This window comes from Pseudoalteromonas sp. 2CM36K (assembly GCF_023161865.1).
Taxonomy (GTDB): Bacteria; Pseudomonadota; Gammaproteobacteria; order Enterobacterales; family Alteromonadaceae; genus Pseudoalteromonas; species Pseudoalteromonas tetraodonis.
Genome location: NZ_JALNTK010000021.1, coordinates 23,634 through 38,047 on the forward strand (window position 1 = coordinate 23,634; position 14,414 = coordinate 38,047).

17 protein-coding genes and 2 pseudogenes are annotated in these 14,414 nt (G+C 41.9%); 10 read left to right on the forward strand and 9 right to left on the reverse strand.

Translation table 11 applies throughout. The features are described from left to right. Nucleotides 1-47: 47 nt before the first annotated feature. The 6 genes from MTN97_RS13540 to cyaY all read right to left on the reverse strand — a co-directional run bounded on the left by MTN97_RS13540 (nt 48) and on the right by cyaY (nt 5,907). Nucleotides 48-1,157 carry a heme biosynthesis HemY N-terminal domain-containing protein gene (locus MTN97_RS13540; protein ID WP_036980855.1) on the reverse strand — a complete coding sequence of 370 codons (1,110 nt, stop codon included), beginning with the start codon at nt 1,155-1,157 and terminating at the stop codon, nt 48-50. Then, complete coding sequence (locus MTN97_RS13545) at nt 1,154-2,992, reverse strand: uroporphyrinogen-III synthase (RefSeq protein WP_248474621.1); 1,839 nt, start codon at nt 2,990-2,992, stop codon at nt 1,154-1,156. Before MTN97_RS13545 ends, MTN97_RS13540 begins: the two co-directional genes overlap by 4 nt. Continuing rightward, complete coding sequence (hemC, locus tag MTN97_RS13550; protein WP_248474622.1) at nt 2,992-3,930, reverse strand: hydroxymethylbilane synthase; 939 nt, start codon at nt 3,928-3,930, stop codon at nt 2,992-2,994. Before hemC ends, MTN97_RS13545 begins: the two co-directional genes overlap by 1 nt. A 71-nt stretch (nt 3,931-4,001) precedes the next feature. Further along, entirely contained in the window at nt 4,002-4,907 is a 906-nt protein-coding gene (locus MTN97_RS13555) for a DUF2914 domain-containing protein (RefSeq protein WP_248474623.1), read from the reverse strand. Between the two features lie 23 nt (nt 4,908-4,930). Next, entirely contained in the window at nt 4,931-5,587 is a 657-nt protein-coding gene (locus MTN97_RS13560; RefSeq protein WP_036980847.1) for an alpha/beta hydrolase, read from the reverse strand. Next, on the reverse strand, nt 5,584-5,907 hold the full coding sequence (gene cyaY, locus MTN97_RS13565) for an iron donor protein CyaY (RefSeq protein ID WP_013463729.1): 324 nt from the start codon (nt 5,905-5,907) through the stop codon (nt 5,584-5,586). Before cyaY ends, MTN97_RS13560 begins: the two co-directional genes overlap by 4 nt. 148 nt (nt 5,908-6,055) lie before the next feature. Between cyaY and lptM the strand changes: the two genes are divergently transcribed. The 7 genes from lptM (at nt 6,056) to MTN97_RS13600 (ending at nt 11,111) form a co-directional block, all read left to right on the forward strand. Continuing rightward, nucleotides 6,056-6,235: an LPS translocon maturation chaperone LptM gene (gene lptM, locus MTN97_RS13570; protein ID WP_013463728.1), complete on the forward strand. Its 180-nt coding sequence runs from the start codon at nt 6,056-6,058 to the stop codon at nt 6,233-6,235. After that, a complete protein-coding gene (gene lysA / locus MTN97_RS13575; RefSeq protein ID WP_248474624.1) occupies nt 6,236-7,489 on the forward strand; it encodes a diaminopimelate decarboxylase in 1,254 nt (417 codons plus the stop codon). 64 nt (nt 7,490-7,553) lie between these two features. Beyond that, nucleotides 7,554-8,384, forward strand: a complete 831-nt coding sequence (dapF, locus tag MTN97_RS13580) for a diaminopimelate epimerase (RefSeq protein WP_013463726.1) — start codon at nt 7,554-7,556, stop codon at nt 8,382-8,384. Further along, nucleotides 8,381-8,992 (forward strand): DUF484 family protein, encoded by a 612-nt coding sequence (locus MTN97_RS13585; protein WP_248474625.1) that lies wholly within the window; start codon nt 8,381-8,383, stop codon nt 8,990-8,992. The genes dapF and MTN97_RS13585 overlap by 4 nt, the downstream gene beginning before the upstream one ends. Continuing rightward, entirely contained in the window at nt 8,989-9,933 is a 945-nt protein-coding gene (locus MTN97_RS13590) for a tyrosine recombinase XerC (protein ID WP_248474626.1), read from the forward strand. Before MTN97_RS13585 ends, MTN97_RS13590 begins: the two co-directional genes overlap by 4 nt. Nucleotides 9,934-9,943: 10 nt before the next feature. Then, complete coding sequence (locus MTN97_RS13595; RefSeq protein WP_013463723.1) at nt 9,944-10,654, forward strand: HAD-IA family hydrolase; 711 nt, start codon at nt 9,944-9,946, stop codon at nt 10,652-10,654. 97 nt (nt 10,655-10,751) lie between these two features. Beyond that, nucleotides 10,752-11,111 carry a HopJ type III effector protein gene (locus MTN97_RS13600; RefSeq protein WP_076922600.1) on the forward strand — a complete coding sequence of 120 codons (360 nt, stop codon included), beginning with the start codon at nt 10,752-10,754 and terminating at the stop codon, nt 11,109-11,111. Between the two features lie 14 nt (nt 11,112-11,125). Here the strand turns inward: MTN97_RS13600 and MTN97_RS13605 are convergent, their stop codons facing one another. Both MTN97_RS13605 and MTN97_RS13610 read right to left on the reverse strand, forming a co-directional pair. Then, nucleotides 11,126-11,545, reverse strand: coding sequence for a GNAT family N-acetyltransferase (locus MTN97_RS13605; protein WP_069438760.1), 420 nt, complete (start codon nt 11,543-11,545; stop codon nt 11,126-11,128). Between the two features lie 41 nt (nt 11,546-11,586). After that, nucleotides 11,587-11,892: a DUF6482 family protein gene (locus MTN97_RS13610; RefSeq protein ID WP_036980836.1), complete on the reverse strand. Its 306-nt coding sequence runs from the start codon at nt 11,890-11,892 to the stop codon at nt 11,587-11,589. A 91-nt stretch (nt 11,893-11,983) separates the two neighbouring features. On the opposite strand from MTN97_RS13610, the gene MTN97_RS13615 reads away from it, so the two are divergent. The 3 genes and pseudogenes from MTN97_RS13615 to MTN97_RS13625 form a co-directional block, all read left to right on the forward strand. Continuing rightward, nucleotides 11,984-12,673 carry a pseudouridine synthase gene (locus tag MTN97_RS13615; RefSeq protein ID WP_036980835.1) on the forward strand — a complete coding sequence of 230 codons (690 nt, stop codon included), beginning with the start codon at nt 11,984-11,986 and terminating at the stop codon, nt 12,671-12,673. A gap of 111 nt (nt 12,674-12,784) precedes the next feature. Further along, a pseudogene (locus tag MTN97_RS13620) lies at nt 12,785-13,158 on the forward strand (BlaI/MecI/CopY family transcriptional regulator). 22 nt (nt 13,159-13,180) lie between these two features. Further along, a pseudogene (locus MTN97_RS13625) lies at nt 13,181-13,921 on the forward strand (M56 family metallopeptidase); the annotation flags it as partial. On the opposite strand, the gene MTN97_RS13630 reads toward MTN97_RS13625, so the two are convergent. Continuing rightward, nucleotides 13,918-14,301: an MAPEG family protein gene (locus tag MTN97_RS13630; protein WP_248474627.1), complete on the reverse strand. Its 384-nt coding sequence runs from the start codon at nt 14,299-14,301 to the stop codon at nt 13,918-13,920. The pseudogene MTN97_RS13625 and the gene MTN97_RS13630 overlap by 4 nt on opposite strands. Nucleotides 14,302-14,414 lie beyond the last annotated feature (113 nt).

Consider the following 14,414-nt stretch of genomic DNA (forward strand, 5'->3'; position numbering starts at 1 on the left):
GCCTTCGCTCCTGCACTTTTAATTATTGATTTATAAAATATAATCCACTATTGGTAGAGCACAAGCGCCTTATCTAATTGTGCGCTGTGTTTATAGCTTAGTATAGCTTGTTGTCGATACTGTGATTTGTTATCGCTATTAAGCGCTTTGTCGAATACTCGTGCAGCTAAATCATAATCACCTTGGGCATTCGCTAAACACGCCAATGCTAATAATAACGCGTTATTGTGCTCATCTTTTTTCAACCGTTCTTGAATGCTTGATTGCAACTTATATGCATTACTTGGCGCAGCTTCACGTAAAATGTCGGCAAGTTCAGTGTGGTGCTTAGCATGTTTGAGCATTTTAATTAACGCGTTTTCAATACTCGCCAACTGCCCTGTTTTTGCCATTTGAGTTAAGTACGCAGTGTGCGCATGTGCTTGCAATTTCTTACCTAATTGCTGGTACTTACTTGTTAGCTCATCACTTGCTTGAGCAGCAAAATAAGCTAAAAACACCTGCTGCCACTGCTTATCGCTCAATGCATCTTTACGTAATAAGCGCGGTAAAAAGTCTTCTAGTATTTTAAAGTGCTGCTGTTGCACCAACACTTCAGTGTACAATTTTAGCTCAAGTACCGTGGCTTTTTTAGACTCAGCCGCCATCCGTATTTGCGGTTCAATAACACTGCTGTCGCCACTGGCTAACCACAGTTTAGCCACTTTTAGTTGCTGCTCAGGGCTTATTTCAAACAAGTATTCCAGCGCTTTATCGGGTTGATTATTTGCCAGTGCAGCTTTTGCTAGTAACGCCAAACGTATGTCTAAAAATTTAGCTGGCACACTGTTACTTGATAACGCGCTTTCCACTTGCGCGTAATCGTCATTAATCAAGCTCCACAGCGCTTGCTCTATAGCTGCATGCTTGCGCTCTTGGCTGCGAGCAAAAAATCCATGTTTGGTATTTCTGTAAATAGATAGGCAGTAGCGTATGAATTTGTAAGTTAAATACAAAGCTGCTGCGCTCAGTGCCGCCATAATACAAAACGAAACAATCGTACCTTCTATGGTCGTGTTATTAAATGAAATCAGTACATAGCCTTTTTCATCTAACACGAAAGGAGTGATCGCTAATACCAATACAATAGCGACAATAAAAATGATCAACCCTATCATTGTGCCCACTCCTTAACTTGCTCAGTACTTTGCAATGTCACCTCAGGGTTAAAGTTAAGCGGCTCTTTTTCAAGGTTTACTAAAGTTTGTAGTACCACTTTTGTGGCATTATCATCTTGCTTAAAGTATTCATTAACCAAACGTTTTGTGTCGTTTAAGGCGCTAAAATAGATGCTGGCTTGCTTGCTCATTAGCGCATCTTGCGCCTGAGTAATATTGAGCTTTATGCGCTGATTAATTAGGTGGCGCTCTCTATCAGTTAATAGCGGCTCTATTAATACCCCTTCGTGATGGCGAATTGTAATAAAGCTATCAACTATTTTATTCCAGCTATTTCGGATGTTTTGTTGCCAATCACTCATATTTTCAGAGAGCGCGTTTTCGTCAATTACTGACGCTTCTTCTGGCAAATTAACCGCATTAAATACCAAGTTATCGATACGATCTCTTACACTATTTAACTGTAAGTAAATCGCCTCTGTTGCAACGGGTTTAATGCTATCGAGCGTTTGTATGTCTTGTATAATTGCTTGGCGTAACTCAAGCGTGCCTGGGTGGTCGCTTAAAAGTGAATCTAAACGTTTAAGCACTGCACTTGTGCCTTGATAATCTTGTTCAGCCCACAATTTAAATTCAGCCATACGTTGTAAGCTGGTCACTTCTTGTGGGTTTAATGTGTTACCACTTTGCTGCACTTTTTGCAGTGCTGCTTTTAATGCTTGCTGATTTTTTACAGAGTTTTCATTGAGCGCCATAGCAATTTGCTCTTCGCTCTTTTGTAACGCTTGCTGTAGACTGAGCTGCTCAGACTTAAGCGCTTGTAGCTCTTGCTGCAATATCTTATTTTGCTCTGTTAATGCATTAACCGCTAAATTTTGCATTTTACCGGCATTGAGCTTTTGATAAAACTCATAACCCACGCCACTGGCAACAAGTAACGAAATCACCAACGCTAAACTCCCCACCTTACTCACTTTATGGGTATTATTTTGCGTTTGATTATTGGCTTTTGCAGTGTCATTTTTAGCGGTGTTAGACGTGTTATTGGCTATTGGCTGCGCTGCTTTTTCTACTTTTGACGTCGCTGACTGTTCACTCATTTTGCTACCTTGCTGATTAATGCAGGCAAACATAGCGTGGTCGCTAGCCCCTGCCGCAGTATGTATATGTGTCGAATTTATTTTTTGCTGTTGTAAATAATCGCCAATACGCTCACTGGCAACATAAAATTCGCACTGTTGTAACCATGTTAGTTGCGCCGCGGTAAGGGTATTAAAAATGGCATCAACAGCGGCATTACTAGTAATGACTATACCGTGTACATTCTGGCTTTGCCAGTGGTCAATCCAGTCAGCGGGTTGTTGCGCTACCGGCTCGCGCTGATACACTACACAATTATTTAAAAAAGCACCGCGTTGTTTTAAGGTTTTTGCTATCTCAGGCCGCCCACCAATACCTTTAACTAACACAATATTACTGCCATCAACCTCAGCCAATGACTTAAGGGCCAGCAACCCCTCAGAGTCATGTTGTTTTGGCAAAGCCGCACGTACACCAAATACTTCATAAATGGTGTCGGCTGTTTGTTGGCCAACACCATAAAACTGCGCTTTGGTGTTAATTGCAGGCTTAAGGGCACTCAGTGCATGTACTGCATCTTGCGAAACAAAAATAATTTTGTCGGCATTAACCAACGGGCTTAGCTCAACGCTTGTTGGGGTTAAATACGTTATTTTTAAAACAGGACATAAAGACGCTTGATAACCCGCTTGCTCAAGTTGCTGTGCAAGGGCTGCGCCTTTTCCTTCGGGCCGAGTTATCAAGATGTGTTTCATTATGCGTCTCGATATACGTCAGCAAGGATTTTATCTGCGCCTTGTGCTAAGAGTTTTTTAGCCAGCTCAACTCCTAATTTTTCCGCATCATCAACATGCCCACTAATTTCATCGCGTAAAATTTCGCTGCCATCAATAGCCCCAACTAAACCACGTAAATGCACTTGCTCGCCATCAACCAGTGCATACGCACCAATTGGCACTTGGCAGCCCCCTTCTAAGTGGCGGTTCATTGCGCGCTCAGCATTAACACGAATACGAGTTTCACTGTGCTCCAGCGGTGCTAATAAGGCTTTAGTAACTTCATCATCTATACGGCATTCAATACCGACAGCACCTTGACCATTAGCAGGTAACGACACTTCTGGCTCAATAAAGTCACGAATACGTTCACCCATTTTTAAACGAATTAGCCCAGCCGCTGCGAGTATAATCGCATCGTATTGACCACTATCAAGCTTTGCTAAACGTGTATTTACATTGCCACGTAAGTCACGAATTTCTAAATCTGGACGCAACGCTCTAATTTGGCATTGGCGACGTAAACTTGAGGTGCCAACAATGGCGCCTTGCGGTAACGCATCAATATTGGCAAAATTATTTGAGACAAACGCGTCACGCGGGTCTTCACGCTCACAAATAACGTGTAACTCTAAATCATCTGGAAATTCGACTGGCACGTCCTTCATTGAATGCACTGCAATGTCTGCTCGCCCATCAAGCATGGCTTGTTCTAGTTCTTTTACAAATAAGCCTTTACCACCAATTTTAGCCAGTGGTGTATCTAAAATAATGTCACCTTGAGTCGACATAGGCACCAGCTCTACACGCACGTCATCGTGAAAATGCTCTAGCTGCGCTTTTACAAATTCAGCCTGCCACAGTGCCAATGCACTTTTACGAGTAGCAATGCGAACTAACTTTGTTTTTTCAGTCATAAAATATCCATTAATAATTACTGGGGTCTGTTGACCTTCCAGGATTAAAACCTGTTCTTTCTGAGGGCGATTTAATCAGCTAAAATTCTAAATTTTTTTTGCGCAATGAGTAAGCCTCGCTCATCAACCACATCAACGCGCCAATTCCCTAGCTGGGAATCCATAATATTTTTAGTTGAGTAAGTTCGGTAGCGCGGAGAAGTAACTTTGAGCGACACTTCCGCCATCACTTCCCCTTCAAATAACCAAATGTGCTTTACCTGCTGACCTTGTAAGTTTTTAAGCTCACTAAAAAATGACAATGATTCTTCAAATTGGCTTAAACGCACATCGGCGGCAAATACATTGGTTGGTTCACGATTACTCACACTGCGCGTCAATACGGCGCGGCTGATAGTAGCTGTATCTATTTTGGCACCAATGGCCACACTCGCAACTTGTGCTGATTCAGCAAATACTTTTTGCTCAGCCGGTTTTTCACTGGCCGTTTCGGTTTCAGGCGTTTGGTTATCTGTTGCAGCCATGGCTGCTTCTTCAGGCTCAGCAGTGAGCGTTGGCTCTACTTCTTGCTCAATATTACTTTGTTGAACTTTAGGCTCTGATGTTACTTGTTCGGTAATAGGAGCTGGTCTTTGCTCATTTGGGGAAAGGATTTTAGGTGCTGCAATTGCGACACGGCTCAGCGGCTCCTCACCAGCATCTGTTGCGTTTTCACTTTCTGCTGATGCTGCAGTATCATCGCTTAGCGACACAATTGCGGTTTGTTGCTCAGTAAAATCGAGCTGCTCATGAGGATGCGGCGCCCCTTGATCAGCATTCACAGCGCTAGACAGGCCGTAAATAACCGCTGCAGAGGTCATAATCACCAACATAGAAATACTCACAATCCGACGCCAATGCCACTCATAGCTCACGCTGGGTTCACTAACCTGTGGTTCACGTTTTACATTTGCTGTTATTACTATTTTTTGACTCATTTTGACCCTCAGCGGCTCCTAAACTAACTTAAGCGAGAAATTAACCATTGGCGCACAGCTTGTAACTCTTGTGTACAAACCTGATGCCCCATTGGGTATTCTTGCCAACTTACATCCATGTTATGCGTTGATAATACTTCAAACGCACTTCTACCCGCGCTATGCGGTACAACGTCATCTTGGCTCCCATGAGCCATAAATATATTTAGCTGTGTTTGCTTTGCTTCATCAGCCAATTTATGTGGCACACACATATAGGTTGATAGTGCCATAACGCCAGCAAGCTTTTGCTCTAAACGCGGGGCTAAATGTAGCGATATGACGCCACCTTGTGAAAATCCCGCTAAAATAATTTTGTTCGCCGGTATGCCGTTAGCAATTTCTTGCGTTATTAATTGCTCAACTTTTGCTGCAGATTCCCTAACCCCCTGTTCATCTGCACGTTTGTCTAAATCCATCGATTTAATGTCATACCATGAGCGCATCTGCATACCGCCGTTAATAGTAACAGCCTGCATAGGCGCATGCGGAAAGATAAAACGCACACCTAGTTCACTGGGTAAATCGAGCTGTGGCGCTACTGGGGCAAAACCATCACCTGAATCACCCAAACCATGTAACCAAATAACCGTGGCTTTATGCGTCCCCTGAGCTGGGTATTGAACAAACTCTAAACTCATAGCGATGATTGCCACTTAATTTCTTGACCCGCTTGACGTGTTGACGCTTCATTGATGAAACTCCAAAACTCTGCGCCTGAGCGGTTATCAATCCATTGACCATCACGCATTTCAAAATGGTGACCATTAAATTTTGTTGCCACCCACACTTGATGCAACGGTGCTTGCTTATTAATCACAATTTTACTGCGATCTGGAAAAATAATTTCTAAAATACCTTGAGCCGATTCATAATCTAAATCTGCTTCACAATCATCAACTTGTTCTTCAATTGTGAACATAAGAGCTTCTGCTAACTGGTGATATTCGTGATCAGTCATCGTTAATTTCCTTTGCAGGCAAGACGCCTAAATAATGGGTGCATGTTTGTACAGCTAGTGTAACAGGAATAAAATCATCCGCGAATAGCTGCATTTTTTAGATATTCTGTTACTCTGCGATTATAAAGCCAGCAACCGTATTAATCTAATGAAAGCGACATATACCTTACAATTAAAACAACTATTAATCAGCACCGTTTTGTTGTGTGCGTTAGCTGGCTGTGGTCAAAGCGGCCCGCTGTACTTACCAGAGCAGCCTACTGAACAAAATCAGCCAACAGACACCCCCAACAAGCAAACACCTATTGAGCAAAAACAGGAGCAGTAAATGGATTTTTTTAATTATAAAAACAACCAACTATTTGCTGAAGATGTCAGCGTAGCAACGATTGCACAGCACTATGGTACACCGTGTTATGTGTATTCAAGAGCGACGTTTGAACGCCATTATTTAGCGTTTGCTAATGCAGCTCAAGATCATAAAAGCCTAGTGTGCTACGCCGTTAAAGCAAATTCAAATATTGCAGTATTAAATATACTGGCGCGACTTGGTGCGGGTTTTGACATTGTTTCAAAAGGCGAGCTCGCGCGGGTCATTAAAGCGGGAGGCGCAACCAATAAAGTGGTGTTTTCTGGGGTTGCTAAAACCGCTGACGAAATTGCTTATGCGTTAGAATTAGGTATTAAATGTTTTAACGTTGAATCAATCTCAGAGCTTGAGCGCATTTCAGAAGTAGCCTGTGAGCTTAATCTAGACGCGCCAATTTCTATTCGTGTTAATCCTGATATTGACGCTAAAACACACCCGTATATTTCTACTGGCTTAAAAGAAAACAAATTTGGCATTGGTATCGAAACCGCGTTAAGTGTGTATCAACATGCTGCGTCGTTACCTGGCTTAAATATTGTTGGGGTTGACTGTCACATTGGCTCACAGCTGACACAAACCAAACCGTTTTTAGAGGCGCTTGATAAACTACTGGCATTAATTGATGAGTTAAAAAATACAGGTATTGAGTTAAGCCATTTAGATATTGGTGGAGGCCTTGGCGTAACCTACGACGACGAACAGCCTCCCCACCCGAGTGAGTATGCAGCACAAGTAACACAGCGCCTTACCAATTATCGCCACCTTGAACTGATTTTTGAACCAGGACGGGCTATTGCCGCCAACGCTGGGATTTTAGTGACTCAAGTTGAGTTTATTAAGCAAAATCAAGACAAGTATTTTGCGATTGTTGATGCGGGTATGAACGACATGTTGCGCCCATCACTTTATCAAGCTTGGCAAAAAATTATTCCTGTCTCGGTGCGTGATGACGAAACACCTACCCACAACTATGATGTAGTTGGGCCGGTGTGTGAAACCGGTGACTTTTTAGGTAAAGACCGCCCTCTAGCACTCAAGCAAGGTGACTTGTTAGTGCAGCGTAGCGCTGGAGCGTACGGCTTTACAATGAGTTCAAATTATAACTCACGCCCACGGGTTGCCGAAATAATGGTAGATGGTGAGCAACATCATCTTATTCGCGAACGCGAAACCATCGAAAGCCTATACCAAGGTGAGAAAATTTTACCATAAACGTTTTTGTTACCTAGCTGCTCTGTGGCATGATTAGCACAGAGCAAAACCGAATTAGAGCGCTATGTTAGTTAATTTTTCCAAAATGCACGGCTTAGGTAACGACTTTGTTGTGATTGATAATATTACACAAAACGTTTTTTTATCCCGTGATCAAATCAAAAAGCTGGCCGATCGCCATTTCGGCATTGGGTTTGACCAATTACTGATGGTTGAAGCCCCTTACTCACCCGATCTCGATTTTCACTATCGGATTTTTAATGCCGACGGCCACGAAGTAGAACAATGTGGTAATGGCGCCCGTTGCTTTGCCCGCTTTGTGCGCATGAAAGGCTTAACCAATAAGCATAAAATTAGCGTTTCAACTAAATCTGGTAACCTCACCCTGTATATTGAAAAAGACGGCCAAGTAACGGTTAACATGGGACACCCTAATTTTGAGCCGAGTAAAATCCCGCTCAAAGCAACCAAACGTGAGCTGACTTACATTATTCGTGCAGAAGAACATACCGTTTTTAGTGGTGCTGTTTCTATGGGTAACCCGCATTGCGTCATGGAAGTAGACGACATTGAAACGGCACAAGTGAGTACCCTTGGCCCGTTGCTTGAAAATCATGAACGTTTTCCACAGCGCGCAAATATTGGCTTTATGCAGGTTATTTCTCAAGAACACATTAAACTCAGAGTGTGGGAACGTGGTGTAAGCGAAACACTTGCTTGTGGTACCGGTGCATGTGCCGCTATGGTGATTGGCTTTATTCAAAACAAGCTCACCAGCACAGTGCAAGTTGATTTACCAGGCGGTAGCTTACAAGTTCGCTGGAGTGGCGAAGGCCACCCAGTGCGTATGACAGGCCCCGCTGAACATGTATTTGATGGGCAAGTTGCACTATGAGTGAATTAACTAAACAGCAAGTAATAGATTACTTACAACAGCACCCTGATTTTTTAATAAATCAACCTGCGCTATTAGCGCAACTTGAGTTACAACAGCAAGTTCAGGGTGCGACTTCGTTAGTACATATTCAGCAACGTCAACTACGTGAACACAATACTCAGTTAAAACATCAAATCGAGACGATGACCAAGCATGCCACGCAAAATGAACTCGTGTACCGCTTGTTCAGTCAATGCCATCGTCAGCTTTGGAGTAATTACGACTTTAATACTTTGGCAAGTAACTTACGCAACATTATTTGCATGAGCCCGACTATCAATGAATGCAAACTCGTAAGATACGACAGCGCGTTTGAGGGCTTAGTAGAGCATAGATTGTCAGATAGTAATCATTATTTAGGGCGGGTAAATCAGCAAGAGCGCGACTTACTCTTTAACGAGGATACCCAATCGACCGCCCTGTATTTAATTGGCGAACCCACTAACCCCTACGCAATTTTGGCTTTTGGCAGCCACGATGAGAACCACTTTGAGCCCTCACAAGATAACTTATTTGTGTTAGATTTTGTACGCTCATTACAAATACGGTTATTGGAACTGGCATGAGCGACGACACGCCAAATATTAGCGACTTAAGCGATAACTGGCGTACACCCATCACGTTATTTAGTGATTACTTAAAATTTGAACGCCAGTATTCAGCGCACACCGTCAATCAATATGTTAGCCAATTAGGTTTTGCCGCCTTGTATTTTAATAAGCTATGCGACAATTGGTTTGCGGTACAAAGTGAGCACATTCGCCGTTACAGCATGGCGCTGCGCGCTAAGCAACTGAGCGGTAGAACAATCAGCTTAAAGCTAAGCTGCATTCGAAGTTTATATAAGTTTTTAAAAGCAAAAAATATTACTGAGCAACCGCATTACCATAACCCCGCGCAAGGAATAAAAGGCCCTAAATTTGCCAAGCCTTTACCTAAAAATCTTGATGTTGACCAAATGGCACGTTTACTCGAAATACCCGATGACGATCCACTTGCCATTCGAGATAAAGCCATGATGGAACTCATGTATTCATCAGGTCTGCGCATTAGCGAGTTAGTTGGTGCTAACATACAGGATGTAAACGCCCGTAATGGTGAAATACTGGTACGTGGTAAAGGTGCAAAAGAACGCCTAATACCGGTTGGCTCTAAGGCCCTTGAGGCATTAAAGAAATGGCTCGCGGTTCGGCCGCTATTTATGGGCGCAGACGAACACGCGGTATTTTTAAGTAGTAAAAAAAACCGTATCTCTGTGCGCCAAGTCCGTTTGCGAATGCAAGAATGGGGCATTAAACAAGGTATAAGCTCACAAGTGCATCCGCATAAATTACGCCATTCATTTGCGTCGCATATTTTAGAATCGTCTGGCGATTTACGAGCAGTACAGGAGCTATTAGGCCACAGTAGTTTATCTGCAACCCAAGTTTATACTCATTTAGATTTTCAACACTTGGCTAAGGTGTACGACAACACCCATCCACGTGCTAAAAAACGGACCGATTAGGGTAATAACCATGATCCGATTTAATCGCGCAATTTCTCCTTTTTCTGTACTAAGCTTTGACTTAGACGACACCTTATACGACAACCGCCCAATCATAACCGCAGCCGTTCAGGCACAAATTGATTATTTAAATGCGCTGCCAGGCTATAAAAAACAGGGGCCACAGTTTTGGCAACAATGCCGTGAGCGAGTTGTTCAACACCAACCTGAACTCATTGATAACGTCACTCAGTGGCGTAAACATACCCTACGCTTAGTTTTGTCTGAGCTTGGTTTTAAAGACGATGAAGTAGAGCATCATGCACACAGTGCTTATCAAGCATTTGCTGATGCGCGCAGTAATATTGAAGTGAGCGAAGACGTACTAACATTGCTCGATAAACTAAGCCAGCACTACAAATTAATTGCCATTACTAACGGTAATGTAGAGGTTGAGCGATTTAATTTAAAAGATAAGTTTGAACTGGTGCTGCAAGCTGGCTTGCACGGTAAGGCTAAACCACATACGACCTTATTTGATCAAGCTGCAACACATTTGCGTATTAACAACAGTGAAATTTTACACATAGGTGACAGCCTTGATAGCGATGTGCAAGGTGCTAATAACGCTGGCTGCCAGTCTGTGTGGTTAAATAATCAAGCACAAGCCTATGCCTACAAAGGACTTGCTGATATTGAAATAACCAACATTCATGCGTTAACCCACTTAATTGGTAAATAAACTATGCTTGTTTTATTGGCTCAATTGAATATAAATCAATCACAAGATAGGTTAGGGGTAATTACTTAACAATATCTTATAATAACAAGGACAGCGTATGACACTCACAAACTACTTAACAACGCTCGCGAATGAGCCTAAGAGCATTGGTTTTGCTGATACTATGGCCGTTATTGATGCGCATTATACTTTTACAGCGTGCAGTTTTAGTAACCATGGGTTATTGAGCTCTGCGAGTGAAAATAACGGTTCATGCAAAATTTTTGCGTTTGCTAAGCTCAATGGTATTAGTAAGCAAAATACATTAGATTGTTTTGGGGCATTTTATCGCGAAGACGTACTAAACAACCCAGATGCAGACGATCACATGAATATTCGCACCTTTATGTTAGCGCCTGAAGCCACCCCATTTTTAGGTATTACCTTTGATGGTACGCCATTAACAGCAAAAAAATAACGCTCCAATCAGCGTTATTTAGCCACTATTAGCAGTTTTTCCATAAAGTAACGAGTGCCATTAAGTGGGTAATTATCAAGTTGATATTTAACTTGGTAACCCCGTTTTTCATAAAAAGGCTTGGCTTGAAAATCTAAGGTGTCAAGCTGAGCCTGAGCAGCGCCTTGTTCAATTGCTGCATTTTCAAGTGATGTTAATAACGAATCAGCCAAGCCATTGCCTCGTGCAGATTCATCGCACCATAACCAGCTTATTAGCAACCAGTTACCAAACACATGACCGCTTATGCCTGCAACTAACTCACCTTGTTTATCGAGATATTTAAAGCCAAGAGGTTGACGCTGTGCGTCGAAGTGCTGAGCATTAAACTCAAGCATGTGCGCGCGCAGTGCTTGATTTAATTGCTCAGAATTATCGGGATGTAATAGGTACATTGGATGATTCCAAATAAACCTATATTAGCAAATACCTGACATTAAAACAGGTTGTTTTGCCCAAAGGGCACTTCGAGCATATTACTGGAAATTTTTTCTGGTTGACCACACATTTCATCATAAGCACTGGTGTGCCTTAGCATCATTTGTGCATAGGCGATATCTTCAAAGCGTTTTTGAATATGTAATGGGCTTGGTGCCTTCACAAATTCACCATTACTTTCTTGTACGTAGTATTCAACATTATTTATGACAACAGACACTTGGTACAAGGCCATTTCCAGTGAATGAACAACCACTTTTTGTAATGGCTGATGCTTTTTTAGTTCTGAAAATTGAATACCCATAGTAACCTACCTACTGTTAAATTAACTGTCCAAGTAATCAATACGCAGCTTTGCTATAATCGCGATCAATATTTTTTAATTACACGGCATTATGGATACAAAAATTCGACTCGCTAAATACATTGCCCATGCCGGTGTTTGCTCACGAAAACAAGCGTCGCGCTTGATTGATGAAGGCGTTGTCATGGTTAATAATCGCCCCGCTAATCATATTGATCATGTGGACGAAAACGACCGTGTTATCGTTAATGGTCACGCCATTAAAGGCCCAGCCGATTTAGTGTACTTTGCCTATCACAAACCGGTAGGGATTGACTGTAAACTCAATCAGCACGACCCAAGCAGCCTTATTCATCATTTACCGCAACTAACACGGGTATACCCTATTGGTCGCCTTGATAAAGACTCACGCGGATTGCTTATTTTGACCAATGATGGAGATTTTTGTAACCAGCTGATCCACCCTGACTTTCATCAGCCTAAACGCTATTTAGTCACCGTCAATAAACCTTTAGATGCGGATTTTTGCGAAAAAATGGCTGCAGGCGTCCCTGTCGATAAGCAAATGACTTTGCCGTGTGAGGTGACTAAAATCACTGACAATCAGTTTAGTATTATTTTAAAACAAGGGCTCAACAGGCAAATTCGTAAAATGGCGCATTACTGTGGTTACAAAGTGATTGATTTATACCGCGTACAAATAAGTGAATTACTGTTAGACCATTTAAATTTACCTGAAAACCAGTTTATAAAAATTAATAAAAGCGACATTTTAGGCTAACAAGCTCACGCTCCCCTCCCTCACTTTAATGCGATAAAAATATAAAATAAACGTGCAAAAATAGATTACAAATGTAGTCTTAAATTAAAGATTACACTTGTAGGCAATAAAATGATCGAATTATCAAAAGCAGAATTTGAAGTGCTGGACGCACTCTGGATTAACTACCCCGCCACAGCCAGCCAAATTATTGAGCGTTTAAGTGACGATAAACAATGGCACGAAAAAACCATTAAACCTTATTGGGTCGTTTAGTAAAAAAAGGCGCGCTTAGCTTTGAAAAAGACGGCCGCCAATATATTTACACCCCCTGTATAAAGCGTGCTGATTACACTTTAAAGGAGAGTAAGAACTTCATAGAGCGCTTTTTTAGTGGTCGTATTGCCCCTTTGGTAAGTGGCTTCGCTAAATCGGAGTAACTCTCTCAGCAAGATATAAACGAGCTTAAAAAAGTCATTGATGACTGGGAAAATAATCAAAAGTAAGGAGTTTGCATGGTAATTTAAAATAGGATTTAATTGGCTCATTGAACAACAGCTATTATTAAGTCTGTTGTTTGCAGGGTTTGTTTTACTTGAGCGCTTTGGCTTAAAAACCCTTGGTTCACACTTTGTGTATAAATTAGCTTGGTTAATACCTGTATCAGTTCTGTTGGCTAATTTACCTAGTGCAATTAAGCCACTACAAAATAGCAGCATTAGTTACTATTTAATTACACCTAATCAGGTACTTACAAACGACTTGAGTGTTAGTTTGGCGCTACTGTATGTCATTATTACTACGATCTTATTAATTGCCGCTGTTGTTACCCATACCCGATTTGTCAAAGGCCTACAGCTCACTGAATTAGCGCACTTTAAGCAAGTAACAATAGGAGTACAAGCTTATACCAGCGCTCAGGTGGCTACGCCCATGGTCATTGGTGTTTTTAATAGCAAACTGGTATTGCCGCACAATTATAATACTCTGTTTGATAAAGCTACATTGGCGCTTATTTTAGAGCACGAAAATGTGCATATAAAACGCAAAGATAACCTAACAAATGCGCTGCTATTACTGGCTACAATTTTAATGTGGTTTAACCCTTTAGCTTGGATGGCTTACGCAAGCTTTAGACGCTTACAAGAGCTGACTTGTGATGAACGGGTACTAAGTAATAAAACCACAAAGCAACTGATTTTATACAGCAAAGCCTTAATAAACTGCGCTGCCAATGCGCCAGCGGGTCTGATGGCTTATTCTCGTTATAAACTGACGGCGATCATGCCAATAGCGGCTCCCATGCCTACCAGCCAAGTGATAGAGCGAATAATATCGAGGTTTAAATAATAAAAAGTACAAAATAAAATACGCGCTACAATATGCGTCATCGCTAAAGTTTCGGTTACGGCATTAACATTGTTTGTGCCTAATACAGCAGCCAAAGCAACGGCAAAAACCGCTAACGATTCAAAACAGTTTTGATGAGCAGCCAGCGCCCTTGCTCCGAGCCCTGTAAGTTGTGTTTGTTGTTGCCGCGGATGTTTATTATCGTAACCACCGAGCTTATTCATTTCTATAATAGCTGGGATCCTTGCAACATAAGGCATGATCACTGCAATTAAGGCGCAAACCAATAAAATCGCCATTATCATTCTCGAGTTATTATTTATGACCCAAAATAACACAGCAAATAGAAAAAAGCCGCCAAATATAAATAACCTGAGCTCTGGCGGCTAGCAGTAACATCCCTCACACTATA

Bases quoted from the DNA above. Each gene is read 5' to 3' on its own strand.
- MTN97_RS13540 (WP_036980855.1), bottom strand. From the start codon at position 1,157: ATGATAGGGTTGATCATTTTTATTGTCGCTATTGTATTGGTATTAGCG.
- MTN97_RS13545 (WP_248474621.1), bottom strand. From the start codon at position 2,992: ATGAAACACATCTTGATAACTCGGCCCGAAGGAAAAGGCGCAGCCCTT.
- hemC (WP_248474622.1), bottom strand. From the start codon at position 3,930: ATGACTGAAAAAACAAAGTTAGTTCGCATTGCTACTCGTAAAAGTGCA.
- MTN97_RS13555 (WP_248474623.1), bottom strand. From the start codon at position 4,907: ATGAGTCAAAAAATAGTAATAACAGCAAATGTAAAACGTGAACCACAG.
- MTN97_RS13560 (WP_036980847.1), bottom strand. From the start codon at position 5,587: ATGAGTTTAGAGTTTGTTCAATACCCAGCTCAGGGGACGCATAAAGCC.
- cyaY (WP_013463729.1), bottom strand. From the start codon at position 5,907: ATGACTGATCACGAATATCACCAGTTAGCAGAAGCTCTTATGTTCACA.
- lptM (WP_013463728.1), top strand. From the start codon at position 6,056: ATGAAAGCGACATATACCTTACAATTAAAACAACTATTAATCAGCACC.
- lysA (WP_248474624.1), top strand. From the start codon at position 6,236: ATGGATTTTTTTAATTATAAAAACAACCAACTATTTGCTGAAGATGTC.
- dapF (WP_013463726.1), top strand. From the start codon at position 7,554: ATGTTAGTTAATTTTTCCAAAATGCACGGCTTAGGTAACGACTTTGTT.
- MTN97_RS13585 (WP_248474625.1), top strand. From the start codon at position 8,381: ATGAGTGAATTAACTAAACAGCAAGTAATAGATTACTTACAACAGCAC.
- MTN97_RS13590 (WP_248474626.1), top strand. From the start codon at position 8,989: ATGAGCGACGACACGCCAAATATTAGCGACTTAAGCGATAACTGGCGT.
- MTN97_RS13595 (WP_013463723.1), top strand. From the start codon at position 9,944: ATGATCCGATTTAATCGCGCAATTTCTCCTTTTTCTGTACTAAGCTTT.
- MTN97_RS13600 (WP_076922600.1), top strand. From the start codon at position 10,752: ATGACACTCACAAACTACTTAACAACGCTCGCGAATGAGCCTAAGAGC.
- MTN97_RS13605 (WP_069438760.1), bottom strand. From the start codon at position 11,545: ATGTACCTATTACATCCCGATAATTCTGAGCAATTAAATCAAGCACTG.
- MTN97_RS13610 (WP_036980836.1), bottom strand. From the start codon at position 11,892: ATGGGTATTCAATTTTCAGAACTAAAAAAGCATCAGCCATTACAAAAA.
- MTN97_RS13615 (WP_036980835.1), top strand. From the start codon at position 11,984: ATGGATACAAAAATTCGACTCGCTAAATACATTGCCCATGCCGGTGTT.
- MTN97_RS13630 (WP_248474627.1), bottom strand. From the start codon at position 14,301: ATGGCGATTTTATTGGTTTGCGCCTTAATTGCAGTGATCATGCCTTAT.